The following is a 26,060-nucleotide window of genomic DNA, read 5'->3' as shown; positions in this document are numbered from 1 at the left end:
GGGGGATGTCAGAGCGCGACGTTGACGGCTTTGGTCTGGGTATAGAGGTCGATGGCGGCACCGCCGAGTTCGCGACCCCAGCCGGACTGCTTGTAGCCACCGAACGGCATGGCCGTATCGAAGCCGTTGTACTGGTTGATCCACACCGATCCGGCCTTCAGAAGACGCGCGGTGCGGTGTGCCTTCGAGATGTCACGGGTCCAGATGCCGGCAGCCAGTCCGTAGATCGAGCTGTTGGCGGCGGTGACGATGCCGTCATCGGCGTCGAACGGCATCGCGGCGACAACCGGCCCGAAGATCTCCTCCCGCACGACACTGAACTCCGGCTTCACGTCGACCAACACGGTCGGCTCGACGAAGTACCCGGTCTCGCCCCAGCGCCGACCACCTGTCAGGGCCCGCGCGCCGTCCGCCAGCCCGTCGCGCAGATAGCCGGTGACTCGGTCGAGTTGTTCCTGCGACACGAGCGGACCGAGCTCGGTCGTAGGGTCGAGCCCCGGGCCGATCTTGACTTTGCTCGCGGCGTCGGCGACTGCCTCGGTGAAACGTTCGAAGATGCTGTTCTCGACATACAGGCGTGTACCGGCGACGCAACACTGGCCGTGGTTGAACAACCATGCGTTGAGTGAGCCTTGCACGGCTGCATCGAAATCGGCGTCGGCGAATACGATATTCGGGCTCTTGCCGCCGAGTTCGAGGGTGACTTTCTTGAGGTTGCCTCTGGCCGCGTCGACGATCTTCTTTCCGACCTCGGTGGAGCCCGTGAAGGCGATTTTGTCGACGTCGACGTGCGCCGAGAGCGCGGCCCCTGCGTCACCGAAGCCGGGTACCACATTGACCACGCCGGATGGGAACCCGGCCTCCTCGAAGATCTCGGCGAGCAGTAGTGCAGTCAGTGGTGTCTGCTCGGCAGGCTTGAGGATCACCGTGTTGCCGGCTGCGAGAGCGGGTGCGAGCTTCCACGACGCCATCAGCAGGGGAAAGTTCCACGGTACGATCAGCCCGCAGACTCCGACCGGCTCCCTCAGCGTGTAAGCGTGGAACTGACCACCCGGCGCGAACGGCATGGAGACGTTGACCGTACTGCCCTCGATCTTGGTGGCACAGCCGGCGTAGTACCGGAAGACGTCGGCTGCCCAAGCGGTATCGACAGCCGATGCGACCGCGGCGGATTTGCCGTTGTCGAGAGCTTCGAGCTGGCCGAAATCGGCAGCGCGCTCGGTGAGTAGATCGCCGACCCGCCAGATGAGACGCTCACGTTCGTTCGGCTTCATCGAGGCCCACGGTCCCTCGTCGAATGCGCGGCGTGCGGCTCGGACGGCGCGGTCGATGTCGGTGGCTTCACCGTGGGCCACGTCGGTGAGGCGCTCGCCGGTGGCGGGATCGTAGGTGACGAACGTGCGGCCGGATGCTGCATCGACGAACCGGCCGTCGATGTACAGCAGTTTGGTACCGGCGAGAAAATCACGAACTCTTGGTGAAACCGACTGCTCGGCAACGACTGTCATGCCACAACCTCCTAGGGACGATGCATATGATGTGGAACACATTCATCGTGCGTCCCGAAGAGGAGGCGGAACTGTTCAAGCATTGGACAGCAATCGGTCATATCTTGATGTCGAGAGCCCGGATCCGGCTGTACAACGTTGTGCGGCTGATGCCGAGGAGGGCGGACGCGTGCACCTTGTTACCGCCGCTTTCCTGCAATGCTTCGATGATCGCTTCCCGCTCGGCGCGTTCGCGGCCGCCGAGGCGGGCCACCCGAGCGGGTGCGCGATACGGCTCGGGCAGGTCCTCGACCCGGATCGTGGCGCCTTCCTTGTCGGAAATGGCTCTGAGGACTGCGCGCAGTTCGACGAGGTTGCCCGGCCACGTGTGTTCCGACAACGCTGCCAATGCACTGGGCCCCAAACGGATCTCCGAACGCCCGAGCTCGGTTGAAAGCGCAGTGACGAGTGCCGGTAGTTCACGGATCCGTTGTCGTAGAGCCGGCACCGTCACTTGCGCGCCGCAGCGGGCGAACAGATGCCGGACAACGGGGCGGACGGTTGCGGCGGGATCGGCGGTGAACACAAATCTCGGTCCGTCGGCGCGTGAGGCGAGCGACGCCAGCAGCGCGACGACCGAGTCCGGTGCAAGGTTGATGTGTTCGATCAGGACGTGCCTGGGTCCTGTCTCGACGTGCTCGAGTAGCCTCGCAGACCAATTGCGTTCGCCTTCGGCCACCACGTGTGCGGCGTCGATGGTCCACATCGGATCCGCCGCAAACTCTCGTGCAGCCCAGCTCCGGCCGCTGCCTGACTCCCCGAGGATCACAATTGCGCCGGTACTGGAACGCAATTCGGCCAGGCGGGATCGCAGCCGGGAGGTCGCATCCTGCGGTGTGGCCCGCCGACGTACGGGCGGTCGGGTCTCGTCGACATCGAGAAGGAACAGTGCACCGCTTTCGGTGCCGGACACACGACTGATGCGAAGCTCGGTGTATCCACCTCTGGAAAGCGCGAAGTCGAGGGTGCGCGACTCTCCGGGTGGCATGTCCTCCACAAGTGCGCGCAGCGCCACGTGATCACCTGGTTCGAGTAGCTCGACGGCGGCCTTGTTGGTGAGCATGACGTCTTGTCCCATCGCGGCCACGGCCACGCCGCGTTGGCGGGCTGCTATCTGGAATGCGTCGACGACGCGACGATCCGATTCACGTGCCCCCTCGAGCAGACGGGCCTCGATGTCCCGGACGGCCCGTGCGAGGAAAGGCACGAAGAGGGGATTGGCCGTCTTCTCGGTCGAGGTGATGTCGAGGATGCCTTCGATCCTGCGGGTGACCGGATGCACGATCGGGTGACCGTAACAACTGAATTGCTTGAACGGTTCGAGGAAATGCTCGTCGCCGTGAACGATGAGGCCTTGACGCACTTCGAGTGGGGTGCCCAGCGCGTTCGTGCCATATGTCTCTTCGGACAGTGCGACGCCTGGTAGTACCCCGACATCCTCCATTGCGGATCTCATGGCATCCGAGTCGAACATCCGCGAGACCACGCAGCAGTCACGGTCGACGAGGAGAATTCCACATTCCGTGCCGGCCAGTTGTACTCGTAGATCGTCGAGGACCGGTCGGGCGGCCCGCAACAACCGCCCTGCCGAATCCGACGGGTCGAGAAGGGTAGGCTCGGGCACACGTGCCGGATCGATGCCGCTGAGCTGCGAGCGCCTCCAGGACAGTTCGATCTCCGGACGCAAGGTGTGCATCGCCGTTCTCCTTCCAGTTGTATCCGGTTGACCGGTTCTGGCGACAGCGCCGCGTACCGAGGCTGCAGATCCTGCTGGTTAATGCCACCGGGAGCCCGTCGACCGGACGCCCGGACCGACAGATCTGGTGGTCGAATCGGTCGGCGTCGCCGACTCGTCATCGCGTGTCCTCTCCGTGCGCCGGTCCGATGCCGAAAAGAGGTCCCACGACGCCGACCTCCAACGTACCCACGTGAGTGTGATGCAGGTAATAGTGTCCGATCCCAGGTGTCGGCAACTGTTCAGATCCTGAACACTTGGAGCGAGCGGTGCGAAGAATGGCGCCCTTTTCGGCGCTCTACTGCCGTGAAGACGGGAAATGGTACCGGCAGGGCATCTGTGTGAGCACGATCGGGAGGACCTCTCCCGCGAAGCGGCAATCACACCGTACTCGCGACGGCATCTGCAGGCATCTCCGTGCCGTACCGGTGAGGCCACTTCACCGCCCGGCTGCCGCGAAGGACCCACAGCGCGTCGCCGTGCTCGACGGTCGCGTCGACCTCGAGTTCGCGATGATAATGGCGTACCCTGATCACCGAGTCGGAAGTCCTGGTGCACCGGCGGACGCTCACCTACAGCTGTATCGACGCCGGACTGAATCTACCGTTCCGCGACAACCACGAGCAGGATGCGCAGATGTTCTGACGCGCTCACGCGCAGGATGCATCCTTCGGACGATCACTGCGACGGATCCCGCCCGGGACGGATCATAGTTCTTGGTTGTTGAGAACCAAACCAGGTCTAGGCCAATCGAATCGGAGCAACTTCCCGGTGCTGGAGGCGGTGACATACGCCGTTCGCATGTCCTGTCCTCCCCAGCAGATGTTCGTGATGCCGGGGTCACCGTCGGTGTCGATGTCGACGAACTCGACGAGTTGCCCGTCCGGGCTGATCACGCAGATGCCAGGCGTGGCCAGTGAGGCGACGCAAATGTTGCCGTTCTCCTCGACGCCGAGTGAGTCGAAGTAGCGGAAGTCGCTTGAGCCATAAAGAAAGTTGCCACCGCCGGAGCCCGCGAGAGTGCGGCCACCGACGATCTCACCTGGGCCGGTCACCTCCCACCACCAGACGCGTGCAGTATACGTTTCACTGACATACAGACGAGTGCCGTCCGGGGACAGACCGATTCCGTTGGGACCGTTCATCGCGGAGGCAATTTGGCGTATCGATGACCCATCGATGGTGCCGTAGAAGAGACGGCCGTGATCGGTGGTCATATCGTTGCTCTTGCCGTGGTCGGTGAAGTAGAAGCCGCCATGCTCGTCGAAGACGATGTCATTGGGACCGCGAAGCGGGATACCTTCGCAGTGGGTATACAGGATTTCGACTTCGCCGGTTTCGAGGTCGACGGCCTGAATGCTGCCGCTGACGTAGTCCTCGGGGGTGCCACCGGCGAAGACGTAGCCGTAGGCTTCGGTTGCATTCATCCCTCCACAGTTGGCGATGTATGCGCGGCCATCGGGGCCGATCGCGGTGCCATTGGGGCCACCGCCGACTTCTGCGACCACCGTTGTGGTGCCGTCGGGGGACACCCGGGTGAGTGTGCCGCGGTGGATTTCGACGACGAGCGTGTCACCGCTGGGTAGTGCTACCGGTCCTTCCGGAAATTTCAGTCCGGTCGTGAGTACTTTGAAAGACATAGTGTTCCTCGGTTCGTGCGCCGTGGGTCGGTTTGGTGGTCGAAGAATCGTTGCCGCAGAGCGTTGTTGCGGGCTTTGCTGTCGGCGGTCTGCGGCTTTGCCTCGATGAAGACGACCTTGCGGGGTTGTGTGGGGCGGCGAGTCGGGACGTGCAGCTGTCGACCACGTGGTCGGCCGTGAGTTGCGTGCAGGGTTCCGCGGACGACGACAGCTGTGACGTGTTCATTCCATGTCTCTCGAGCGTTCCGATGACGAGATCCGGGCGTCGGGTCCGTCGTCCATCGCGAGCATGGTCCGGCGAAGGGAACTGGTGGCTTCCGTGGCAGGAGGTCGCTGTTCAGCATGTGGCTCCAGTTGAGACGGGCAGAACGACTCTAGATTGCACACAATCTAACGCCTGATGCACGGCGGTACAAGAGAAATCTCTGTATTTACCCTCGTTTCAAGACGCTGTGGTCCTCGCGGGGTCGTGGATGTGTATACAAAGCGTAGGATGTGGGGGTTCGCTGTACTGAGCGCAACGGAAGGACACGTGCATGGAGATCGTGGAAGTGAGTCCCCGCGACGGACTACAGAATGAGAAGGCGCACGTCTCGACGGGCGACAAGATTTTGCTCATAGAGCGTGCGATCGAGTCCGGTCTGCGTCGAATCGAGGCGACCAGTTTCGTGCACCCTGCTGCGGTGCCGCAGATGGCCGATGCCGAGGCCGTCATGGCGGGCGTGCCGCGTCGCGACGACATCTCCTACAGTGCCCTCGTACTCAATCGCCGTGGTTTCGATCGAGCGGTAACGGCGGGTGTCGATGAGGTCAATTGCGTTGTCGTGGCGTCCGAAACGTTCAGTATGCGAAACCAGCGGATGTCGGTCGCGGATTCGGTGCGAACAGTGACCGATCTGATCGTTGATGCGCGTAGCGCCGGGGTCGGTGTGTCGGTCACCATCGCCACGGCGTTCGGCTGCCCGTTCGAGGGGGAGGTACCGGAATCCGTCGTCTTCGACCTAGCACGACAGGTTGCGGATATCGGAGTGGATGAGATTGCGCTGGCCGACACCATCGGGGTCGGTGTACCTACCCAAGTCGACCGATTGGTTGGGGGGATCAGCGCGGCTGCGCCCGGGATCCGGTTGCGCTGCCATTTCCACAACACTCGGAACACCGGCTATGCGAACGCGGTTGCGGCGATCGGTGCCGGTGTGACGGTACTTGATTCGTCGATCGGTGGAGTCGGTGGATGCCCATTCGCCCCGAATGCCACCGGCAACATCGCAACCGAGGACCTCGTCTATCTGCTCGAGCGCAGTGGGATCGCGTCAGGTGCCCGACTGCCCCAGTTGATCGAGACGTCGGACTGGCTTGGCGGAGTGCTCGGTGCTCAGGTTCCCGGTCAGCTCGCCCGTGCCGGCGGTTTCCCCGGCTGACATGCCGAACAGTTCGTCCACCTCGTTGGTATTGGTGGCTGCGAGGTGGGCGAGCAGAACGTCTCGTCCCTGGAGGACGTGCTCGTGCATCAGGGCGGACGCTCGTGGGCCGTCACCGGCGACGATCGCGTCGCGGATCAGTTGGTGGAACAGGTGCGATCGCTCTATTTGGGCGGGTCGGTATTGACGGAACGACTGGAAGACGAGTGGTGCATCGGTGGTGCTTTCGAGTAGGCGGCTCAGTCGTTCGTGATTGGCGGCGGCCAGGATCGCTCGATGAATCCGACTGTTTGCAGTGTTCACTGCGCGAACTCGCTCGACTTCGTCCTCGGTCGTGAGCGCGAGGGCGGAGGCGAACGCCTCGATCCCTGCGTCGAGTGCTTCTCGTGCGGCGACGTCGCTGCGCTCGGCTGCCAGTTCTGCCGCGTAAGCCTCGAGGCGCGCACGGAGTCCGTACAAGTCCGACACATCTGTCCGCGATATTGTTCGTACGATGGCGCCTCGGTTCGGTTCGCTGAGCACGAGGCCTTCGGCTTCGAGCCGTCTGAGGGCTTCGCGTACGGGTGTACGAGACAGGGTGAACTGCTCTGCGATCCGCTGTTCGATCAGCCGTTGCCCGGGTCGGTAGCGCCCTTCGACGATCGCCTGGCGGATTTGAGAGTAGGCAACCTGGCCTGGTGTCTGCGATGTAGTCGCCACGGTGCCTCTCCGTTGTGTGGGGTCTGCAGTGAAGCTTATCTCGACCACTGATTCTACTTTGTATGCAGAAATCCGATAATCTCGGGAGGAAAGGGGAAACAGTAGCCAAATTGTGTACAATTTTGACATGTCTACGTCTTCTGGACCGCTCAGCGGTTTGCGTGTACTCGAACTCGGAAGTTTCATCGCCGGACCGTTCGCCGGCCAGCTCTTGGGTGATTACGGAGCTGAGGTACTCAAGGTGGAAACGCCGAGATCGGGCGACTCGATGCGCCGATGGGGCATCACGATCAACGACGAGAGCCTATGGTGGCCGTCCATTGCCCGAAACAAGAAGTCGGTTGCGATCGACCTACGCGAGCCGGACGGGCGGGAGCTGATTCGCAAGCTGGTCGCCGAAGTCGATATCGTCCTCGAGAACTTCCGTCCGGGCACACTTGCGAAGTGGGAGCTCGACTACGCAACCCTCTCCGCAATCAACCCGCGCATCATTCTCGTTCACGTCTCGGGGTTCGGTCAGAGTGGTCCCCGCTCGATGGATGCGGGTTTCGGCAGCGTGGGCGAAGCGATGGGGGGTATCCGGTACACGACAGGCAATCCCGAACTGCCTCCCGCTCGCGCGGGAATCAGCTTGGGGGACTCGTTGGCTGCCCTCTTCGCTGTGGTCGGGACGCTTGCAGCAGTACACGAACGGTCGGTCAGTGGTCGTGGTCAGGAGGTGGACGTCGCGATCTACGAGGCGGTGGCTGCACTGATGGAATCGACGATGGCCGACCACGACATCGCCGGAGTCACCCGGGGGCGCACCGGATCGGTGTTGCCGCGGGTGGCGCCGTCGAACGTGTACCCGACGTCCGACGGGGCGGCGGTGATCATCGCTGCCAACGCGGATACGGTCTTCCGCAGATTGTGCACCGTCATGGACAGAGCCGACTTGGCCGATGACCCGAGGTTCGCCGAGCACGGCCCGCGAGGTGCGAACATGGCAGAAATCGACGCGATCATCGGTGCCTGGACGTCGACGATGAGTGCAGAAGTGCTGTTGAAGGTGATGGAAAGCGGTGGCGTCCCGGCCGGCCGGATCTACACCGCTCCGGACATGCTAGCCGACCCGCACTATGCCGCACGAGACATGGTGGTGCGCCTGGTCAATCAGTTCGGCGTGGCGGTTCCCGCAGCCGGTGTCGTGCCGAAATTCTCTCGATCTCGGCCGCAGGAGCCCGTTCCCGGCCCGGGCCTCGGTCAGCACACCCGCGAGGTTCTCGCGAGCTTGGCCGGCATCGAAGAGGAGCGCTGGGAAGACCTGCAGGTGGCTGGAATCGTCGGGCAGGGGAACGGCTGACGGTGGCCTCGTCCGCCGCATCGCCTGCCGATGGTCACTCGGCGACGTCCGCATCGTGCCCCACGTGCAGGAAGGCGTACGGGCCCGTGCTCGCGGCCATCGACGGCGCGGCGTCAGGATAACGAGCAAGTCAGGGTTGACATGGACCGTGCTGTCGATCACACTCTGAATCGAGTTGACATGACTGTCACGTCAAACTTCGTGCTGTTGTGGCACTCCACAACACCTCTGCGAAATCGACCCCCCGAACCGACCCCTGGCTGGACGAACGCCTGCCTGCCCAGGCCGAACGAAGGAGCTCCCGCATGCTGGTCAGCGACATAGTCGAGTATGGGGCCCGGAAGCACCCCGACCGGATTGCTCTGCGGTTCGAAGACGAAGCAATCGGCTACGGCGAACTACGTGACCGCAGTCGACGGCTTGCAAACGCCCTCCTCGAGGCCGCGCGCCCCGGGGACCGGGTAGCGATCCTGTCTGCCAACTGCACCGAGTACTTCGACTGCTACTACGGCGTGCCGATGGCCGGCATGGCCCTGACGATCCTCAACTTCCGGTTGCATCCCGACCAGATCGCGGCGCTCGTGGAGCATTCCGGCGCGACCGTCCTCATCGTGTCGAAGGAATTCGCCGATGTGGTCACCCGAATCCGAGACCGCTTCCCGTCGGTACACACGATCGTGGTCATCGGCGCCGACGATGCGACGTCATGGAACTCCTTTGTCGGCAAGGCATCGACTCAGGTGCCGGCGGCGAGGCCGTCCGCGGACGACATGGCCTGGATGGTGTACACGAGCGGAACCACCGGGCTGCCCAAAGGGGTAATGCTCAGCCACCGAAATCTGCTCAGTGGAATCACTTCATCCGCACTGCAATGGTCGTTGTCCGAAGACACCGTCTTCTTGTTCTGCTTTCCGCTCTGCCACGTCGGCGGATATGTCACCCTGCTCAACCACATGATGGGCAGCACCGTCGGCTTCCTCCGATCCTACGACAACGCCACTTTCCTGCGGTTGGTGGAGAACTGGCACGTTACCCAGACCGGGCTGGCGCCCACGATGATCAACTTCCTGCTGCAAGACCCGGCGCTGGACGACCACGACCTCGAGTCGCTCGAGGCGATTGGTTACGGCTCTGCGGCGATCCCGGCTGCAGTCCTGAAGAAAGGACTCGAACGCCTCGGCTGTGACTTCTACCAGGGAATGGGAATGACCGAGCTTGCCGGCAACGTCCTGCACCTCGACGAGGAAGCACACCGTCGTGCAGCGAACGGGGAAACCGGATTACTCTCCGCCGCCGGGAAACCGATGCGGTTGGCTGACATTCGCATCGTCAACGACGAGTTGGTCGACGTACCGGTTGGGGAGATCGGCGAGATGATCGTCCGGTGCGACCAGGTGATGTCCGGGTACTGGCGTGACACCGAGGCCACCGTCGCGGCGTTCACTGACGGGTGGTTCCACACCGGTGACCTGGTGCGACAGGACGAAGAGGGATTCGTCTACATCGTCGACCGCAAGAAGGACCTGATCATCAGTGGCGGCGAGAATGTCGCCTCGCTGGTCGTCGAGCAGGCTCTCTACCAGCAGCCGGATGTCGCGGATGCCGCCGCGATCGGAATCGAGAACGATACCTGGGGCGAGATCGTCTGTGCCGTAGTCGTTCTGCGAGACGGCGCCACCGCAACCGCCGACGACATCATCGCCGGGTGCCGACGACAACTCGGAGGTTTCCAGGTGCCGCGCAGGGTCGAATTCGTCGACACCCTTCCCAGGAACGTCACAGGAAAGATCCTCAAGCGGGAGCTCCGCGACCGCTTTTCGCACACGCTCAACTGATGGACGACATACGCCCGACATCAACTCTTCAAGATCCACCGCCACCCTCCCGCACACTTACACAACGGAGCGACTATGAAACGCACCCTCGCCGTCTGCATGACTGCACTGTGCGCCACCGCCGCCTTGACAGCCTGTTCCGGGCGCGAAACCACTACCTCGGTCGGTGACTGCGACCCGGGTATCTCCGACACCGAGATCCTCTTCGGCACCAGCCTGATGCAGTCTGTCGCCGGACCGCAGGCCGCATCGGCAGCGGCGCTGTTCGACGAAGTGAATGCGTCGGGCGGCGTCGCGATGGGAGACGGCAAGTCGCGCAAGATCATATTCACTGCCATGGACGACGCCTACGATCCGGCGCGCGCTGTCAGCAATGTCCGATCGCTCGTCGAAGAAGAACAGGTCTTCGCGATCCACAATCTGATCGGCACCGCTTCGACCCTCGCGGTCGTGGACTATCTGACTCAGAAGGACGTGCCGCTCGTCTTTCCGATGACCGGTACGGACGAACTGATCGACACCATCGACGAGAGGCCTGTCGTCGCAGCAGCGGTGAACCCGCAGACCGGATGGGAAGTTGCCGAACGTGCGAAACAGATTCTGCAAGACCATCCCCAGGCGAAGATTGCGGTCCTGTACCCGAACGACAGCATGGGGGCCGGCAGTCTGTCCGCGTTGAAGTCTGCGCTGGAGGGCAGTGGTACGCAGATCGTGGCGGAGCAGTCATACGAGCCGACCACGCCGTCGGTGGATTCCCAGGTGGTCAACCTCGCGAACTCGGGCGCCGATGTGTTCGTGAATTTCGCTACCGCGAGCTTCGTGACGCAGTCGCTGAAGAAGGCTCACGAACTGAGCTGGAAGCCCGAGACATACATGTACTCCGGTGCCGCAGACAAGAACTTCGTGCTTGCGCCTGCCGGTCTCGATGCCGCGGAGGGCGTGCACTCCTTCTACTGGATCTACGACGTCAGCAGTGACGACCACGACGATAAGCCCGGTGTGCAGAAGTGGCGTGCATTCGCGGAGCGCAACCAGGGCAAGTTCGATCCGTCCTCGACGATTGCTGCCACAGGGTACAACACCGCACAGCTGTTGATCGCGGCGCTCGAACAGACGGAAGGTTGCTCGCGGGCCGACTTCCTCCACGCGGTGCAGAATCTGAGCGGGGTGACTACCGACCTGGCGATCGACGGTGTCACATTCGATACGACACCCGATTATCCGTATGTGATCTCGTCGATGGCACCGATGACCTTCCGAGGCGGCGCCTGGCACTACGACGCTGTGGTTTCACGCAGCGCGGAGGAGTGACCGTGATGCGGGACGGACACCTGGGCGCCGGGGCCTTCTCCGGGGTGCCCGCCTTGCGAGTCGAAGAGATCCGTCTTCGGTTCGGTGGAGTCGTCGCATTGGACGGGCCGTCCTTCGTGATCGAACCCGGACAGATCGTCGGACTGATCGGGCCCAACGGAGCGGGCAAGACGACCCTGTTCAACTGCATCAGCAGGTTGTACGAACCCGACTCGGGTCGGATCACCTTCGGTAGTACCGACCTTCTCGGGATTACTGCGGATGCGGTCGCCGATGTCGGGATCGCGCGGACCTTCCAGAACATCGGGCTGTTCCCGACGATGACGGTGGTGGACAACGTGCTGACCGGCGCGTACTCGCGCACCCGCTCAGGATTCCTCGCCACCGCGTTGGGCTTGCCGCTCACCCGGCGTGAGGAACGTCGGGAACGAGAGCAGGCGTGGGCACTGCTCGAGTCGATGAATCTCGGCGGGGTAGGACTCGAGCCTGCCGGCACTCTGCCTTACGGCACGTTGAAAAGGATCGAATTGGCCCGCGCGCTGATGCAGCGTCCCCGCCTGCTGATGCTCGACGAGCCGGCCAACGGACTGATCCACGAAGAGGTACTGGAACTTGCGGACACCATCCGACGCCTCCGTGACGAGCGGGGATTCTCGGTACTGCTCGTCGAGCATCACATGGCGATGGTGATGTCGATCTCCGACCGTGTCGTAGTACTGAATTTCGGCCAGAAAGTCACGGAGGGCGTACCGGCCGAGGTTGCCGTTCATCCGGAGGTCGTCGAGGCGTACCTGGGAGGTGCCGTATGAGCCTGCTGGCAGTCGAGAGATTACATGCCCACTACGGAAGTGCGGAAGTGCTGCACGGCATCGACTTCGAGGTGCCGGAGGGTGCGGTGACCGTGGTCCTCGGGGCGAACGGCGCCGGCAAGACGACCATCCTGCGATCGATCTGTGGGATGCTTCGCACCAGCGGCCGGATCGTGTTCGACGGCCGCGACATCACCGGACTGCGTACCGACCGGATCGCGCGGCTGGGTGTGGCCCACGTTCCGCAGGGACGTGGCACGTTCGGGGACCTGACCGTGGAAGAGAACTTGCGGATCGGCGGCTTCAGCACCACCTCCGGGGTCACGGAGCGGGCAATCGAGCAGTGGTACGAGTTCTTTCCCCGGTTGCGTGAGCGTCGGCGCCAGCTGGCGGCAGGCCTCAGCGGAGGTGAGCAGCAGATGCTCGCGATAGCGCGAGCACTCGTCGCAGGGCCGCGCCTGCTGCTTCTCGACGAGCCGTCGCTCGGTCTTGCGCCACGCATCACCCAGGAGGTGTTCGCTGCGCTCGACCGCATCAAAGAGAACACCCGTACAACGATTCTCGTCGTCGAACAGAACGCGCACCTCGCGCTCGAGATCGGCACATCGGCGGTGCTCATCGACTCGGGCCGAGTCGTAGCCCAACGTCCCGCTGACGGTCTCCTGCAAGACGAGTCGGTCCGCCGTGCCTACCTCGGATACTGAGCACAGGAGTTCGTAATGCAAGTATTTCTTCAACAATTGGTGGACGGACTCACCTGGGGTGCACTGTACGGCGCGTTCGCGCTGAGTATCGTCCTGGTCTACCGGGCGTCCGGAATCGTGAACTTCGCCCAAGGTGAAATGGCGATGTTCTCGGCGTTCTTCGCGTGGCAGTTTCATCAATGGGGCGCCCCGCTGTATCTGGCGATTCTCGCGGCGATGGCGGTGGCCTTCCTCGGCGGTGCGCTCACCGAGCGGGTGTTGGTCCGCCCGCTTGCCTCCTCGCCGAGTCATATGCCTCTGGTCATCATCACGCTGGGCCTGATGCTTCTGCTGAACAGTGCTGCTGGTTGGATCTGGGGAGTTCAGAGCAAGCAGTTCCCGACGGCGGCCGCCGGACCGGTGATCACTCTCGGTCCGGTCTCGATCTCCCGGCAGTCGCTGGTGATCGTGGGGGCGGTCGTGGTTGTCGCAGTGTTGCTGTTCTGGTTGTTCCAGCGGACCGAGGTCGGTCTCGCGATGAGGGCGGCGGCAGGGAATCCGGACTCGGCTCAGCTGATCGGCATCCCAGTCGGACGGATGCTCACAATCGGGTGGGGGCTGGCCGCGGCGATCGGAGCACTCGCAGCGTCGTTGGCCGCGCCTCAATTGCTGCTCCAACCGAATATGCTCGTAGCCGCATTGATCTACTCGTTCGCGGCGGCGGTACTCGGTGGATTGGACAGTCCGGTCGGTGCGCTCGTCGGTGGCTTGATTGTCGGTGTCGCAGAAAATCTTGCGGGCACCTATATCTCGTGGATCGGCCACGATTTCAAGCAGGCTGTGGCGTTGGCGCTGATCCTCGGCGTCCTTCTGCTCAAGCCGGAAGGGTTGTTCGGCGCACGAAAGGTGGCGCGGGTATGAGAATCTTGGAACTGTTACGCCAACCCCGAGCAGAGCTCGACGTGCCGCGCTGGTTGTCGCGCGCCATGGTTGTGGTCGTGCTGGTCGTCGCCGTGGTAGCGCCGCTCGTGTCGGCCCCCTACGTGAACTTCGACCGGTCGATGGTTCTGGTGTATATCGTTGTCGGACTGGGGCTGAACCTACTGACCGGCAATACCGGACAGATTTCGCTGGGTCACGGGTTCTTCTTCGCGGTCGGGGCGTACCTGAGCGCGGTTCTGATCGAGAATCACGGGGTGCCGTATCCCGTGCTGCTACCGCTCGCCTTCGTGGTCTGCTACGCCGTGGGATACATGTTCGGATTGCCGGCGCTTCGGTTGCACGGACTCCAATTGGCGCTTGCGACGCTGGGTCTCGCCTTGGTGACGCCCGCGGTGATCAAGCGGTTCGAACATGTGACCGACGGTCAAGCGGGTATCAATGTCACCGCTGCGCAGGCGCCGGAGTTCACCGGTCTCGAGCGTGACCAATGGGTGTACTACCTGTGTCTGGCGGTAGCTGCTGTGGCTTATCTGGTGGTACGTCGATTGACCACCGGCCGAATCGGCAGGTCGCTTATCGCGATCCGGGACTATGAAGCTGTTGCGACGACCCTCGGTGTCCCGGCCACCCGGACGAAGACGACCGTGTTCGCCCTCAGTGCGGCGCTCGCAGGGGTCGCAGGCGTGCTCTATAGCCTCGTTGTCCAGTACGTGGGACCGGAGGCATTCGGGCTTCCGTTGGCGATCGCGTTCATCACGCTGATCGTTGTGGGCGGCCTCGGTACGGTGCCCGGTGTGGTGTTCGGGGCGTTCTTCGTCGTCTACGTGCCGCAGTTCACTGCCGACATCAACCAGTCGGCGGCCGGGATCACCTATGGTGCCGCGCTGATTCTGTTCATTTTTGTTCTTCCGTACGGGCTGCTCAGTCTTGTCCGATGGGGTCTGGGAGGGGTTGTTGCCCGAATCCCGAGCCGTCGTGGGGATGTCCGGGGTACACCATCGGAGAACGAGGATCCTCGGGAACTGGTGCTCGAATCCTGACCCGAGTTGCCCGTTCTATATGGCGATGCGCGCCGACATCCGGGAGGAGTGTCGGCGCGCATCGNCACCGGGGCAGTTCGCTCACAGCTGAGGGTCGACTGTTCCGGTCGACGGCGAGGGAGGGCGGCGAACAGCGGACCGAGTTCGGTGACAGCTCCTGTGCCGTCTCGAAACTTGCGGTACGCGAGATGGTACTCGGTCGATTCCCGGTTTCGATGAACCGCCACGTAGTCGGGTTCTCGCCGTCGATGACCGACGTCACGGATGTGCAGCCGGGGAAGCTGCGATTCTCCGCACGCTCCCGTGTCATCCCAGTACGAGCGGTCTCCGCGGAGTCAGATCTGGTCGTCAGTTCCAGAATTGCGACAAGTGCCATGTGCGTTCCTCAGGGGTCGGGAAGGGTTCGGCAGACCGAGGGAGTTACTCCCCGGCAAGGTCTGCAGACAGATCGGCGACCACGACGTCGTCGGGGATACGGACCTCCTCGATGGGTTCGGGGCGGTCGTCGTACTCGAGTCGAAGAGCGCGGCAGATGGTGGCATGCATGTCGTACATGGCGGTGATGTACGTCAGTTCCATGATCTGTCTGTCCGACAAGTGCTTCTGGAGGATTGTGAAGACCTCGTCGGGCACCCGGCCCCCGTCGTAGACGAGACCGTCTGTATACGCCAGTACGGCGCGTTCGATGTCGGAGAACTGATCGCTGATCTGCCAATGCGGGAGGGCGGCGATTTTGTCGTCACTCATGCCGAGAGAGCGCATCTGCTTGCAGTGCTGGGAGAAGACGAATTGGCTGCCGCGTGCGTAGCCGGCTCGACCTTGGCCGAGTTCGCGGAGCAACGGATCGAGGACAGAGTTGCGGTAGACGGAGAAGCCGCGCACAGCGTGGCGGAACACATCGGGGGACTGTGCGAACACGGTCCACCAGTCACCGGGGGTGGCGTGGATGGTGCCGTGATCGACGGCGGGGTCTTTGTCGGGTCCGAACAAGCGGTCGTAGAAGAAGAGGATCTTGTCGTCGGTCACCTCTGCGCGGGGGACCTCACGAAGGCGGGGCATGGGTGCTCCTTTCCGATATCAGGATGCGGTGGGGGCGTGGCGGTCGGCGGCCGTCTTCGGCTGGTGAGCGACGTCTTCCTCGGTGAAGTCACGTGTCCAGCAAGCAAACTCGAGGAGTACTCCGTCGGGGTCCTGGAAGTAGAACGATCGGACGAAGGTGCCGGCATGAACCTCGCGCGACGCGCCTTCCGGACTGTCGTCGTGGTTGAGGGTGATGCTCAGTGGGACGCCATCGGCCTTGAGTCGCTTGCGGTACTCGTCGAACTTCTCCGGCGGGACGGAGAACGCGACGTGATTCATCGAACCGACCGCGCTTGCGAGTTCGTCCCGGTCGGGCAGCCCTGCGGGAGCGGAGATGCCGGGCGCGGCGTCTGGTGCGTCTGCCAACCAGAAGAACGCCAGCGTGTTTCCGCCGCCGCAGTCGAAGAAGAAATGCTGTCCGAGATTGCCGGGAAGGTCGAGTGTCTTGACGAGCGGCATACCGAGGGTTCCCGAATAGAAGTCGATGGTTCGCTGCATGTCCGAGCATACGAGGGCGAGGTGATTGATCCCGCGAAACTCGAACTTCGGGTTGGTGGCTTTCATGGTGGTCCTTTCCTGGAGTGATGGGCCGAGCCCGGAAGAAAACGGTTCAAATGTGACTTGACAGTCATGTCATGTTCTTGGATAGTCTCATCGTGGTCCCGGCGTCTGTCAACACCTCGTTCCTTATCGACAGGGGTTCGTTCGGGACAGTGTCGCTCGGTTGCGGGCTACGGAGAGGAACTTTCGCATGAACGACCTCGCAGATCGCTTCTTCGCTGCCATCTGCAGCGGTGACGAGGCGGCACTCGCCGAACTATATTCGCCGGATGCGTGCATCTGGCACAACGACGACGGACTGGAACAGACAGTCGCAGAGAATCTTCGCACTCTGCGTTGGCTCGGCCGTACCCTCGACAACTTCCGCTACGAAGACATCAGGCGCTACGCACTGTCCAACGGGTTTGCCCAGCAACACGTCCTGCGGGCAACGCTTCCGGGGCACGGCCCACTCGAAGTGCCGGCGTGCCTGTTCGTCCGCATGGACAACGGACTGATCGTTCGCATCGACGAGTACGTCGATTCGGCTGCCGTCCGACCCCTGCAACTTGCCGCTGCAACAAGGAGGCACTCATGACCGTGAGCCAACCCGCAGGTGACATCGCAGAACTGCGTACCCGGTTGCGCGCATTCATCGACGACGAAGTCATCCCATTGGAACCCCTTCTGGCGAAGGAGGACGACGTTTCCCGCAAGTGTCTCGACCAACTGCGGGCACGCGCCAAAGAACTGGGATTGTGGGCGCTCGGGCACCCGGCAGAGGTGGGCGGTGGGGGAGTTCCCTTCCTCGACTTCGTCTATCTCAATGAGATCATCGGGAGATCAGAGTTCGGTCAGCTGGCAGTCGGCTCGGTGTCCATGCAGGACACCCTGATGCTCCACAAGCACGGCACCGAGGAACAGAAACAGCGATGGATCCCGCCGATCGTGGCAGGGAAGTTCCTACCGTCGGTCGGTTTGACCGAACCCGGCACCGCGGGCTCCGATCCCACCCTGATCGAAGCCCATGCGGAACTCGACGGCGACACTTGGGTGATCAATGGGCACAAGTGGTTCACCACAGGCGTGGCGGAGGCCGGCTACTGCTCGGTGTTCGCCCGCACCGAACCGGAGTCCGCACCCCGGCACTCCCGCATCAGTGCCATCATCGTACCCACGGACACCCCCGGTTTCGAGATCGTACGGTCGATACCCACGATGGGACACGACCCCAGTGACCACTACGAGATCCGCCTGACCGATGTTCGAGTGCCGTCTTCCAACCTCCTGGGCGAACGGGGCAAGGGTTTCGTCGTTGCCCAGGACCGACTCGGGCCCGGCCGGATCTTCCACTGCATGCGCTGGCTCGGTCAGGCGCAGCGCGCGTACGAGCTGATGTGCCAGCGGGCGAACACTCGTTTCGTGCACGGTTCACTCCTTGCCGAGAAGGGAGAGGTCCACCGTTACATTGCGGAATCTGCGGCACAGATCCATGCCGCCCGCCTGATGACGCTCGATGCGGCCGGCGCGATGGACTGCGGCCGGGATACCAGGATCCAGATCGGCCTCGTCAAGTTCTGGGGGGCCCGGATGCTCCACGATGTCGTCGATCGCGCCATCCAAGTGCACGGCGCGCTCGGGTTGACTTCCGACACGCCGCTCGAGCGGATGTACCGGCAGGCTCGTTCCGCACGTGTGTACGACGGTCCGGACGAAGTCCACCGCATGTCGACCGCACGTCGGCTGCTGCGCGACCCCGGTGCTGCGCCATGGCTGTGAGTCCACCCTCCGTGAGCCTCGAAGACGGAATCGGTGCCGTCCTGAGCGAGGCGTTCGGCACCGAAACCACCGTCGATGTACTACGCCGGCTGACCGGCGGTGCGAGTCGTCAGGTGTGGGCGGCAGAGACGCACAGTGCGGACGGTCGATCACAAGAGGTTGTGCTCCGCCGAGATCCGCCTGGGCATGGTGACGCCGACCGGATGCAATCAGAAGTCGCATGCCTGCAAGCTGCCGCTGCAGCCGGCGTTCCTGTTCCTGCTGTCCTTGCCTCGGGGAGCTCGGCGCCGGGCATCGACGCTCCGTATCTGTTGATGGACATGGTCACCGGTGAGTCGATCCCCCGGAAGTTGCAGCGAGATCCCGAACTGCAGGACGTGCGGACTCACCTCGCCGACGACATGGGGTACGTGCTGGGCCGGATTCACAGTGCGAAAATCGATGGTCTCGGCATGCTCGACTGCGGTGACCCACTGTCCGCACTCGAAGCGGTGTACCGAAGCATGGACGAACCCCGACCCGCCGTCGAAGCAGGGCTTCGGTGGCTGCAGGAGAATCGGCCGACCAAGCGTCCGGACGCCCTGGTGCACGGTGACTTTCGGCTCGGAAATGTGTTGGTGGACAACACTGGAATCCGCGGGGTGCTGGACTGGGAACTCGCTCACCTGGGTGACCCGATCGAGGATTTGGGCTGGCTCTGTGTACGTGCGTGGCGATTCGGCGCGGAGCCTCCGGTCGGTGGTATCGGTACGAGGGATCAGCTTCTCGACGGTTACGAACGCGCCACGGGCATCCGTCCTTCATCCGACGAACTCCACTGGTGGGAATGCTACGGAACTCTGCGGTGGCTGGTGCTGAGCCAGTTCCAGTCACAGCGGCATCTCAGCGGGGCGGAGAACTCGATCGAGCTGGCCGCGATCGGACGGCGAGTGTGCGAGTCCGAATACGACCTGTTCCTGATTCTGGGCTTGCTCGACGACATCGAGCCGCTGCCTGATATCACGGCGCCCTCGCTGCACGATCGACCGAGTTTGTCGGAGATTATCGGGTTGGTCCGCGGCACGCTTCGCGATGATGTCGCCCCCGTTCTCGACGGGACGCACGACCGCGCGCGGTATCTGCTGCGAATCTGTGCCAACCTTTTGGATATTGCGGAACGAGAGATCGGCGCGGCAGACTCCTCGGGTGTGGTTCGTTCCGCGCTTGCGGCACTCGGGTGCGAGTCCGAAGCGGAGCTGGCCGATCGGATTTGCTCAGGCACACTCATGTATGCGAACCCGGATGTTCGCCACGCTATCTCGGCAGCGATACTCGCCCGTCTGCGGGTTTCGAATCCCCGTCATCTCCTTCTACGGGCCACGGTGTGATGGTGGTGCGGGATCATGCCTGGCGAGTTGTATGTGCGCTGGAGGACGGATGTTCGGCGCTTTGGGAGTTCTCGACTTGACTTGACGGTCATGTCATGCATTCGGGATACTCGTAGGCGTGAGCAAGTCATCATCCAACACGTCGTCCGCGCCGCCGTCCGTCGATGACCTCACGGCCCGGGGACGACGAACGCGGGACTCCCTGCTCGACGCAGCACGCAAGGTCTTCGAAGAGGTCGGTTTCCCCGATGCCCGAGTAGAACAGATAGCCCAGGAAGCCGCCGTCTCCTACGGCACGTTCTACCGGTACTTCGAGTCGAAGGAAGATGTGTTCCACGAGTTGAGCACTCGACTGTTCGAGGATGTGCACAGCCGCGAATCCCTCGACGCCGACCTGCCGCCGACAGCCAGGCTCGTTGCGGCGAACCGTTCGTACTACCAGGCGTATCGGCGGAACGCGAAGTTGATGGCCATTGTCGAACAGGTCGCATCGTTCAACAACGAGTTCCGTGAGCTTCGCCACGCGCATCGTCGCCAGCTGATCGACCGGACGGCCCGTGCCATCGCGCGCTGGCAGGAACAGGGCGCAGTTCGAGCCTCTCTGGACCCGGTTATGGCGGCTCGTGCCATGTCTGCGATGGTCGACCACACCCTGTATCTGTGGCTCATCCAAGGTGACGAAGCGGATGAGGAGATCCTGCTCGACAACCTGGACCAAATGTGCATCGGCGCACTCGGTCTCGACCGTGAGAGCTCCTGATCGGAGCGGGAGACGTGATTGACGGACCGACGTCGAGCGCGATCCGCGCATCGGACGTGTGCCGCCCCGCCGCCCCGCCGCCCCGACGAACACTGCGCATCCGACACCCGATGACCCGAAATCGATCTATAGACGTCCCCAAGCGAAGAAGGGTAGGCGGTGCCGCTCAGCCTTCACATCGAGGCCCTGTTCCATCTCGGGTGTCGGATGAGGCGCTGACCAGCAAGAAAGTCAACGTTATTCCTTGCATGTACCTGCACGTAGGGCAGCAGACCACGCATCGTGAACCCGTTGAAGTCTGTGCCCAGAGACGTGCCGAGGCTGCGGTTGCCGCGGTCGACAACGGGCCCGCAGCGACCCGTGTACCGGCGCTGGATGCGGTTGAGGCGAGAGTGCAGGCAGGTACGTTGATGGCTCTGCTCTCGGGTGAGCCGGACGACCGGATCACGGCAGACCGGTCCTGTGCTCGGCTTGTGAGCGCTCCGGATCACGAGGCGGCCTGGATCGCCTCGATACCGGACGCTTTCACCGAGGTGCTCGCGGAAGCGACCGACGAGCGCCTGTCGGAGGTTGTCGGCCTATGCTCGGAGACCGAGGAGTTCTGGAGCGCAGTCGATTACGGCGAGTTGCTTCCGGTACTCCGCGGCTGGCGTGCGCTCGCCCAAACCGCTCATAAACGGGGCGAGGGCATGTATTGCTGGATGGCCCTCTGAGCGGCCCTCGACCAACTGCGGTACATCACCGATCTCACCGAATACGTCTTTGCGGCAAAGACCACCCCGGGAGCCCGCTTCCGGGTAAGGCACAGCACAACAGCTTGCGGTGTTCGGCGCGTGCAGGGACAACGCAGCCGAGCGGGAGGGCGACGATCACCGACACTGTGAGCTATGTGTCGATCAGCCAGAACTCGGTTCGCATGCTCGGCAACCGCTGGAATGGCTTCGATGTTGTCGGCGGGTAGCGATGTTGCTGACGGCGCTCGAACGATTTCCCTCGGGGATCTGCACGCCACACAGCCCGCCCCGGCGGTGACGACACTGCCGTCAGAGGTCTACCGTCTCGAGGTCGTGTCAACGGTGCAGCTCGCCCTCTCCCGACTACCGACCGTCTCGTCCGCGCCGTCATCGAGTTCTTCTCGAGATGCCTGACCGAGAGCCGCATCGGCTGCGCAATCCCCTACGTAACGAGCTCGAAGCGCGGTAGTCAGACGTCAAGGGCTGCGCGAACGGTGGGATAGACCCGCAATGAACGGTCGGGGGCTGTTGCTATGACGTCGCGGAACTGGCCGATGTCGCGTGCCAGACGGAGTTCGATTTCGCGTTGGCGCAGTGCATGGTCGAGGTCGACAAGCATGTTCAATGCGGTGACGTCGATGAAAGGTGAGGTTTCCGCGTCGAGCACGACCACTCGAGTATCAGCGCGACACAGACCTTCGATACCTGTTCTGACGTGGTCGGCATTGGCGAAGAACAGTCCGGCTTCGACGCGTACCACGACAGAGCTCCGAGGGGAGTGGAGATGAGGGTGACGTTCGAGATCGACCCAGTTTCCGTTGTCGTCCTCGGCCAGCATCGCCAGATGGGGAGTGCTGGTGCGGTAGAGCAACAGCAGCATGGACACGACGATGCCGAGGATCAGGCCCGGCAGGGTGTCGAAGATCAGCACGCCCAGCAGTGCCGTGAGTGCGGCAAGAAAATCGACGCGTGCGGCATGGCCGTATATCTTGCCGAGACGCACCGTCCACACTCGATACAGCCGTCGAAGAGAAGCAATGTCGATCAACTCGATCACAGCGGCGATCACGACTGCCGCCAAAGTGGCTTCGGGCAGGTTCTCGAACAGCCCGGTCAGCAGCAGCAGTGTCAGTATCGTCAGTGCCGCGACGATCAGTCCGCTGACCTGGCTGCGGGCGCCGGCGCCACCGTTGACTGCGGTCTTGGACAGGCTGCCGTTGACGACCATGCCGGAACACAGTCCGGCGCCGAGGTTCGCGACACCGAGGCCGGCAAGTTCGCGATCGGCATTGATGCTGTACCCGGCCTTGGTGGCGTAGGTTTTGGCTGCGCCCAGTCCTTCGGCGAAACCGATCAACAACACTCCGGCTGCAGGCCCGATCAGTTCGAGATAATCGGGCAGTCCCAGGTTGCTGGGCACACCGACGGCGGGGAGTCCGGGGTCGATGTGTCCGACGATGCCGACGCCTTTGCTGTCGAGGTCGAAGACGGTCACGGCGACGATGCCGAGCAGAACGGCCAACAACGATCCGGGTACCAGCGGCCGCCACCGCTTGCATGCCAGTACGAGCACCAATGCCGTTGTTCCGAGTGCCGCAGCGCGCCACTGCACCTCGCCGAGATCGGTGAGTATTCCCCAGCCCTGCTCGAAGAAGTTGCCGTCGGTTTTGTCGATTCCGATCAGCGTGGGCACCTGACCGATGATGATCGTCAGTGCCAGCCCGACAATGAAGCCCTTCAAGACGGGTTCGGAGATGAAGGATGCGATGAACCCCAATCGCAGTAGCGCCGCCAGTAGGCCGACAACGCCGGTGACGATGGCCAGGGTGGTGGTAAGGGCCAGATAACGGCTGGTGTCGCCCCCGGCCAAGGGTGCCACGATCGCCGCTGACAGTGCGGCGGTGGCCGACATGGGTCCGACGATCAGATGCCGGGAGGATCCGGCAGCGGCGTAGAGAACAAGGGCAGGCACGGCCGCGTACAGACCCACCACCGGAGCGACTCCAGCGATGCCGGCATAGGCGAGTGCTTCGGGTACCAGCACCGCCCATACGGTCAATCCGGCCACGAGATCGGCGCGTAACCACCGCGACCGATAGCCGCGCAGAGACGCGAACAACCACGGTGAACGAGCAGCAGTGTGGGCGGTGTCGGTCATAGCAGTCCCTGAAGTACCTTTACCTAGTTGAAGCCGCTGCATAAGCATGAGCAGTACCGGTCCGCCATGACAACCATCGTGAGCGTCTCGGCCAGGGCGAAGCGCCTGGTCAGGACCGCCCAGATCGAGCAGGACATAACGACCCAGGGTCCGATCGTCGGTGACGAGATGCCCGTTTTTCGGTGGAGGCCGAGATTTGATCGTCTAGGTCGGCCCTCCGAGCCCCTTCCCGATCAACACCACACCGATGACGAGGACCAGCACTGCCATGACGGCGGTGTTATTGGCCTGCAGCCATCCTTTGAGTTCGTCCAGCGGATGACGGAGCCGATCGGCGGCAAGCAGATAGCCGACAACGGGGACGACCACAGTGGTCGCCGCGATGATCGAGAACACCGCAACGGCCACCGCGCTCGCCCCTACAGACAGCGCCGCAGATCCGATGGTGACCCCCGCCGCGACACACATCAGCAGGTTCTTCGGATTGACCGCCGCAAGAGCGAATCCCAATCCGAAGCCTCTGCCGGGAGTCATTTCGTCGATCGCTGTCATCCATTTCGGTGTCGAATGCGGATCGTCGCGGGTGCGCCACTGCCGCATGCCCAATCCGAGTAGGAGCACACCGAGTACGATCTTGACCCAGGACGTTGCGGCGGAGGGGCCGTCATCGGACGAGTCGATCAGTCCGCTGAGCAGGACGAAGATCACGGTCGCAACGATGATGCCCAGCACCCAGCCGGCTGCGAACCCGACGCTGGTGGCTTTGGCTCGTTTCGACAACAGCATCAGGATCGCCGCAATAATGGGAATCGGAGAGACTGCGACACCTATGGCCAGTGGCAGTAGATCGCCGATGACAGTACCCATGTAGTCGATCCTTCTGGCGTTCGGCTCGTACCAGCGCAGTCGAGGTTATTCGGCGAAGACCTCACGCAGCTGCTGTTCCTGTTCGTGGCTGAGATTGGTCGAGATCAGTTCACCGTGCTGGCCGGCGAACGCTTCGTGGACTCGGTCGACGGTGGCATCGGAGGTGAGCACGAACAGTGCCGATGTGCCAGGAGTGACCTTCTTTCGCACCCCGGCGATGAACTCGTCGTCGATGCCGACGTCGGTCAGTGAGCCGGTCAGCGCTCCGATCCCGGCCCCGACGGCGGCACCGAGGAGTGGAATGAAGAACAACAACCCGAACAACATCCCCCAGAATGCCCCACTGAGGGCACCGAGGCCGGCGAGATTGTGGAGTTGGCGGGTCTTGGGCTTCTTCGCCCCGGTCGCCCAGGTGACGGTCGCTGCGTCGTGCACGGTGATCAGCTGTTGTTTCTGCAACTGCTCCAAAGTGATGACGGCGGTCTCGGCGCCGGTCTCGTCGGGAAACTTCCACACGGTCAAAGTCGCGGCCATGATTTCGTCCTTGTCACATCGAAGGTGAACGTGTCCGAGATCGACCGTAGAAGCAGTTGCGTTCGAGCGGCATCACGCATTTCGGGTGATCTCGGGTCGGTGCCCGATACGGTCCAATTCATCCGTTGTGGATGATGCATCGGTCGGCGATGTTCCGGCACGGTGAGCGAACAGTGGGGGAGTCCGCACAAAGGGACTCGTGTTCCGGGGCAGAGATAAGGATCGGGTGATGACTCGGCCGAGGGCGTATCAGTTCATTGTCGACGGGTTGCTCACCCAGCGATCGGTGTCAGCGTTTCCCGAACTGCAGGTCAGTATCGACGACAAACACGGCACCACGACGTTGTACGGGACGATGACCGATCCGACCATGATGCGCAGCATCCTTGCTCGTCTGGACGATCTCGGACTGACATTGCTCGAGATGCGGCAGTTGCCGGGATAGTGGACCGATGCGAAGGCATCGGTGCATCGATGTCGAAATATGAACGGGAAGTCATTGTCCCGCACTAGAGTTCGTCAGATATCGCGCGGTTCCCACGTAGCTACCGTCCACATCACCACCACGGAGAGAGCGATCACGAGGATCGCCCACCAGGGATAGTAAGGAATCCAGGCGAAGTTCACCACGATCGAAAGGGCAGCTAGGGTGATCACGGCAACCCGAGCCCGCATTGCGGCAGTGAACAACCCGAGTGCAGCGACGAACACCAGCACCCCGACGATCAGATGAACCAACCCCAGGGGGTGACATCGAGCGAATAGGTGTACTGGGGACCGACGAGGAACAACTCGTCGGCGACGATGGCGGAAACGCCTTGAAGGATGGACACCACTCCGGTCGGGGCGAGCAGGGTCGCCGCAACGATCGTCGTGGCTCCGGCGATACCGGTACACACGGGGTGGGAGTCGGTGCGCACGCGAGACGAAGTACTTGTTCGATCGGTCCTTCCCGAAGCAAAGCAGGAGCACGTTACTCGGCAAGTGTGTTCTGTCCGGTAAGCGTATGCCTCCTTCTATTCGGGTGAGGCTGGACGCAATTGCCCAGTTCGAGGCGAGTTCGCCTCGCGTCACCACCAGCAGGGCAATGCGCTCCATTGTTCCGATAGTCGCGTGGCGTTCGCCGTGGGGACGTAGGATCCCGATCGAAGACTCCTCGGTTGATGCCCTGGAGGGGGTCTGATGACACCTGAACCGACGCAGGGGTCGACGGTATCTGCCCGATCGGCCGTTTCGC

General features: G+C 62.7%; 25 protein-coding genes and 1 pseudogene. 15 read left to right on the top strand and 11 right to left on the bottom strand.

Annotated features, from left to right (window positions below):
- Nucleotides 1-8 precede the first annotated feature (8 nt).
- Both ACLBYD_RS15900 and ACLBYD_RS15895 read right to left on the bottom strand, forming a co-directional pair.
- Entirely contained in the window at nt 9-1,508 is a 1,500-nt protein-coding gene (locus ACLBYD_RS15900) for an aldehyde dehydrogenase family protein (RefSeq protein WP_447817213.1), read from the bottom strand.
- Nucleotides 1,509-1,605: 97 nt separating this feature from the next.
- The gene (locus tag ACLBYD_RS15895; protein WP_447817212.1) at nt 1,606-2,562 is read right to left on the bottom strand and encodes a helix-turn-helix domain-containing protein; all 957 of its coding nucleotides are present in this window, start codon (nt 2,560-2,562) and stop codon (nt 1,606-1,608) included.
- Between the two features lie 54 nt (nt 2,563-2,616).
- Here ACLBYD_RS15895 and ACLBYD_RS15890 point away from each other — a divergent pair, with 54 nt between their 5' ends.
- Nucleotides 2,617-2,973, top strand: a complete 357-nt coding sequence (locus ACLBYD_RS15890; RefSeq protein WP_447817211.1) for a hypothetical protein — start codon at nt 2,617-2,619, stop codon at nt 2,971-2,973.
- Nucleotides 2,974-3,662: 689 nt separating this feature from the next.
- Here the strand turns inward: ACLBYD_RS15890 and ACLBYD_RS15885 are convergent.
- The gene (locus ACLBYD_RS15885) at nt 3,663-3,818 is read right to left on the bottom strand and encodes a hypothetical protein (protein ID WP_447817210.1); all 156 of its coding nucleotides are present in this window, start codon (nt 3,816-3,818) and stop codon (nt 3,663-3,665) included.
- A 171-nt stretch (nt 3,819-3,989) separates the two neighbouring features.
- Nucleotides 3,990-4,922, bottom strand: coding sequence for an SMP-30/gluconolactonase/LRE family protein (locus ACLBYD_RS15880; RefSeq protein ID WP_447817209.1), 933 nt, complete (start codon nt 4,920-4,922; stop codon nt 3,990-3,992).
- A 536-nt stretch (nt 4,923-5,458) separates the two neighbouring features.
- On the opposite strand from ACLBYD_RS15880, the gene ACLBYD_RS15875 reads away from it, so the two are divergent.
- Complete coding sequence (locus tag ACLBYD_RS15875) at nt 5,459-6,343, top strand: hydroxymethylglutaryl-CoA lyase (protein ID WP_447817208.1); 885 nt, start codon at nt 5,459-5,461, stop codon at nt 6,341-6,343.
- Here the strand turns inward: ACLBYD_RS15875 and ACLBYD_RS15870 are convergent.
- Nucleotides 6,236-7,171: a GntR family transcriptional regulator gene (locus ACLBYD_RS15870; RefSeq protein WP_447817207.1), complete on the bottom strand. Its 936-nt coding sequence runs from the start codon at nt 7,169-7,171 to the stop codon at nt 6,236-6,238. The genes ACLBYD_RS15875 and ACLBYD_RS15870 overlap by 108 nt on opposite strands.
- Between ACLBYD_RS15870 and ACLBYD_RS15865 the strand changes: the two genes are divergently transcribed.
- The 7 genes from ACLBYD_RS15865 (at nt 7,170) to ACLBYD_RS15835 (ending at nt 15,004) form a co-directional block, all read left to right on the top strand.
- Complete coding sequence (locus ACLBYD_RS15865; RefSeq protein WP_447817206.1) at nt 7,170-8,384, top strand: CaiB/BaiF CoA transferase family protein; 1,215 nt, start codon at nt 7,170-7,172, stop codon at nt 8,382-8,384. The two genes, ACLBYD_RS15870 and ACLBYD_RS15865, sit on opposite strands and share 2 nt — an antisense overlap.
- Before the next feature lie 305 nt (nt 8,385-8,689).
- Complete coding sequence (locus tag ACLBYD_RS15860; protein WP_447817205.1) at nt 8,690-10,219, top strand: long-chain-fatty-acid--CoA ligase; 1,530 nt, start codon at nt 8,690-8,692, stop codon at nt 10,217-10,219.
- A 75-nt stretch (nt 10,220-10,294) separates the two neighbouring features.
- Complete coding sequence (locus ACLBYD_RS15855; RefSeq protein WP_447817204.1) at nt 10,295-11,530, top strand: ABC transporter substrate-binding protein; 1,236 nt, start codon at nt 10,295-10,297, stop codon at nt 11,528-11,530.
- A 5-nt stretch (nt 11,531-11,535) separates the two neighbouring features.
- Nucleotides 11,536-12,339: an ABC transporter ATP-binding protein gene (locus ACLBYD_RS15850; protein ID WP_447817203.1), complete on the top strand. Its 804-nt coding sequence runs from the start codon at nt 11,536-11,538 to the stop codon at nt 12,337-12,339.
- Nucleotides 12,336-13,043, top strand: coding sequence for an ABC transporter ATP-binding protein (locus tag ACLBYD_RS15845; RefSeq protein ID WP_447817202.1), 708 nt, complete (start codon nt 12,336-12,338; stop codon nt 13,041-13,043). Before ACLBYD_RS15850 ends, ACLBYD_RS15845 begins: the two co-directional genes overlap by 4 nt.
- Nucleotides 13,044-13,058: 15 nt before the next feature.
- On the top strand, nt 13,059-13,943 hold the full coding sequence (locus ACLBYD_RS15840) for a branched-chain amino acid ABC transporter permease (RefSeq protein WP_447817201.1): 885 nt from the start codon (nt 13,059-13,061) through the stop codon (nt 13,941-13,943).
- Nucleotides 13,940-15,004, top strand: a complete 1,065-nt coding sequence (locus ACLBYD_RS15835; RefSeq protein WP_447817200.1) for a branched-chain amino acid ABC transporter permease — start codon at nt 13,940-13,942, stop codon at nt 15,002-15,004. The genes ACLBYD_RS15840 and ACLBYD_RS15835 overlap by 4 nt, the downstream gene beginning before the upstream one ends.
- A gap of 420 nt (nt 15,005-15,424) precedes the next feature.
- Here the strand turns inward: ACLBYD_RS15835 and ACLBYD_RS15830 are convergent, their stop codons facing one another.
- A complete protein-coding gene (locus ACLBYD_RS15830) occupies nt 15,425-16,063 on the bottom strand; it encodes a carboxymuconolactone decarboxylase family protein (protein ID WP_447817199.1) in 639 nt (212 codons plus the stop codon).
- A gap of 18 nt (nt 16,064-16,081) precedes the next feature.
- A complete protein-coding gene (locus ACLBYD_RS15825) occupies nt 16,082-16,648 on the bottom strand; it encodes a VOC family protein (RefSeq protein ID WP_447817198.1) in 567 nt (188 codons plus the stop codon).
- A gap of 187 nt (nt 16,649-16,835) precedes the next feature.
- Here ACLBYD_RS15825 and ACLBYD_RS15820 point away from each other — a divergent pair, with 187 nt between their 5' ends.
- The 5 genes from ACLBYD_RS15820 (at nt 16,836) to ACLBYD_RS15800 (ending at nt 21,243) form a co-directional block, all read left to right on the top strand.
- The gene (locus tag ACLBYD_RS15820) at nt 16,836-17,222 is read left to right on the top strand and encodes a nuclear transport factor 2 family protein (protein ID WP_447817197.1); all 387 of its coding nucleotides are present in this window, start codon (nt 16,836-16,838) and stop codon (nt 17,220-17,222) included.
- A complete protein-coding gene (locus ACLBYD_RS15815; protein WP_447817196.1) occupies nt 17,219-18,403 on the top strand; it encodes an acyl-CoA dehydrogenase family protein in 1,185 nt (394 codons plus the stop codon). Before ACLBYD_RS15820 ends, ACLBYD_RS15815 begins: the two co-directional genes overlap by 4 nt.
- Nucleotides 18,404-18,414: 11 nt before the next feature.
- Complete coding sequence (locus ACLBYD_RS15810; RefSeq protein WP_447817195.1) at nt 18,415-19,770, top strand: phosphotransferase family protein; 1,356 nt, start codon at nt 18,415-18,417, stop codon at nt 19,768-19,770.
- A gap of 118 nt (nt 19,771-19,888) precedes the next feature.
- Nucleotides 19,889-20,530: a TetR/AcrR family transcriptional regulator gene (locus ACLBYD_RS15805; protein ID WP_447817194.1), complete on the top strand. Its 642-nt coding sequence runs from the start codon at nt 19,889-19,891 to the stop codon at nt 20,528-20,530.
- A gap of 200 nt (nt 20,531-20,730) precedes the next feature.
- Nucleotides 20,731-21,243, top strand: coding sequence for a hypothetical protein (locus tag ACLBYD_RS15800; RefSeq protein ID WP_447817193.1), 513 nt, complete (start codon nt 20,731-20,733; stop codon nt 21,241-21,243).
- Between the two features lie 490 nt (nt 21,244-21,733).
- Here ACLBYD_RS15800 and ACLBYD_RS15795 read toward each other — a convergent pair whose 3' ends face one another.
- From ACLBYD_RS15795 to ACLBYD_RS15785, 3 genes are all read right to left on the bottom strand, one after another.
- On the bottom strand, nt 21,734-23,422 hold the full coding sequence (locus ACLBYD_RS15795; protein ID WP_447817192.1) for a SulP family inorganic anion transporter: 1,689 nt from the start codon (nt 23,420-23,422) through the stop codon (nt 21,734-21,736).
- Between the two features lie 204 nt (nt 23,423-23,626).
- The gene (locus tag ACLBYD_RS15790; RefSeq protein ID WP_447817191.1) at nt 23,627-24,289 is read right to left on the bottom strand and encodes a GAP family protein; all 663 of its coding nucleotides are present in this window, start codon (nt 24,287-24,289) and stop codon (nt 23,627-23,629) included.
- Nucleotides 24,290-24,334: 45 nt separating this feature from the next.
- Complete coding sequence (locus ACLBYD_RS15785; RefSeq protein ID WP_447817190.1) at nt 24,335-24,823, bottom strand: DUF1269 domain-containing protein; 489 nt, start codon at nt 24,821-24,823, stop codon at nt 24,335-24,337.
- A gap of 229 nt (nt 24,824-25,052) precedes the next feature.
- Between ACLBYD_RS15785 and ACLBYD_RS15780 the strand changes: the two genes are divergently transcribed.
- Nucleotides 25,053-25,268, top strand: a complete 216-nt coding sequence (locus ACLBYD_RS15780; protein ID WP_447817189.1) for a hypothetical protein — start codon at nt 25,053-25,055, stop codon at nt 25,266-25,268.
- 74 nt (nt 25,269-25,342) lie between these two features.
- On the opposite strand, the pseudogene ACLBYD_RS15775 reads toward ACLBYD_RS15780, so the two are convergent.
- Nucleotides 25,343-25,656 (bottom strand): annotated as a pseudogene (locus tag ACLBYD_RS15775) (DUF7144 family membrane protein).
- Nucleotides 25,657-26,060: the final 404 nt, after the last annotated feature.

It is taken from the genome of Rhodococcus sp. C26F (assembly GCF_053345925.1).
The sequence above is the reverse complement of the archived record's forward strand: the minus strand, read 5'-3'. Positions and strand labels throughout refer to the sequence as shown.

Bases quoted from the DNA above. Each gene is read 5' to 3' on its own strand.
- ACLBYD_RS15880 (WP_447817209.1), bottom strand. From the start codon at position 4,922: ATGTCTTTCAAAGTACTCACGACCGGACTGAAATTTCCGGAAGGACCG.
- ACLBYD_RS15795 (WP_447817192.1), bottom strand. From the start codon at position 23,422: ATGACCGACACCGCCCACACTGCTGCTCGTTCACCGTGGTTGTTCGCG.
- ACLBYD_RS15790 (WP_447817191.1), bottom strand. From the start codon at position 24,289: ATGGGTACTGTCATCGGCGATCTACTGCCACTGGCCATAGGTGTCGCA.
- ACLBYD_RS15875 (WP_447817208.1), top strand. From the start codon at position 5,459: ATGGAGATCGTGGAAGTGAGTCCCCGCGACGGACTACAGAATGAGAAG.
- ACLBYD_RS15855 (WP_447817204.1), top strand. From the start codon at position 10,295: ATGAAACGCACCCTCGCCGTCTGCATGACTGCACTGTGCGCCACCGCC.
- ACLBYD_RS15825 (WP_447817198.1), bottom strand. From the start codon at position 16,648: ATGAAAGCCACCAACCCGAAGTTCGAGTTTCGCGGGATCAATCACCTC.
- ACLBYD_RS15900 (WP_447817213.1), bottom strand. From the start codon at position 1,508: ATGACAGTCGTTGCCGAGCAGTCGGTTTCACCAAGAGTTCGTGATTTT.
- ACLBYD_RS15850 (WP_447817203.1), top strand. From the start codon at position 11,536: ATGCGGGACGGACACCTGGGCGCCGGGGCCTTCTCCGGGGTGCCCGCC.
- ACLBYD_RS15860 (WP_447817205.1), top strand. From the start codon at position 8,690: ATGCTGGTCAGCGACATAGTCGAGTATGGGGCCCGGAAGCACCCCGAC.
- ACLBYD_RS15845 (WP_447817202.1), top strand. From the start codon at position 12,336: ATGAGCCTGCTGGCAGTCGAGAGATTACATGCCCACTACGGAAGTGCG.
- ACLBYD_RS15865 (WP_447817206.1), top strand. From the start codon at position 7,170: ATGTCTACGTCTTCTGGACCGCTCAGCGGTTTGCGTGTACTCGAACTC.
- ACLBYD_RS15815 (WP_447817196.1), top strand. From the start codon at position 17,219: ATGACCGTGAGCCAACCCGCAGGTGACATCGCAGAACTGCGTACCCGG.
- ACLBYD_RS15835 (WP_447817200.1), top strand. From the start codon at position 13,940: ATGAGAATCTTGGAACTGTTACGCCAACCCCGAGCAGAGCTCGACGTG.
- ACLBYD_RS15780 (WP_447817189.1), top strand. From the start codon at position 25,053: ATGACTCGGCCGAGGGCGTATCAGTTCATTGTCGACGGGTTGCTCACC.
- ACLBYD_RS15820 (WP_447817197.1), top strand. From the start codon at position 16,836: ATGAACGACCTCGCAGATCGCTTCTTCGCTGCCATCTGCAGCGGTGAC.
- ACLBYD_RS15870 (WP_447817207.1), bottom strand. From the start codon at position 7,171: ATGTCAAAATTGTACACAATTTGGCTACTGTTTCCCCTTTCCTCCCGA.
- ACLBYD_RS15840 (WP_447817201.1), top strand. From the start codon at position 13,059: ATGCAAGTATTTCTTCAACAATTGGTGGACGGACTCACCTGGGGTGCA.
- ACLBYD_RS15830 (WP_447817199.1), bottom strand. From the start codon at position 16,063: ATGCCCCGCCTTCGTGAGGTCCCCCGCGCAGAGGTGACCGACGACAAG.
- ACLBYD_RS15785 (WP_447817190.1), bottom strand. From the start codon at position 24,823: ATGGCCGCGACTTTGACCGTGTGGAAGTTTCCCGACGAGACCGGCGCC.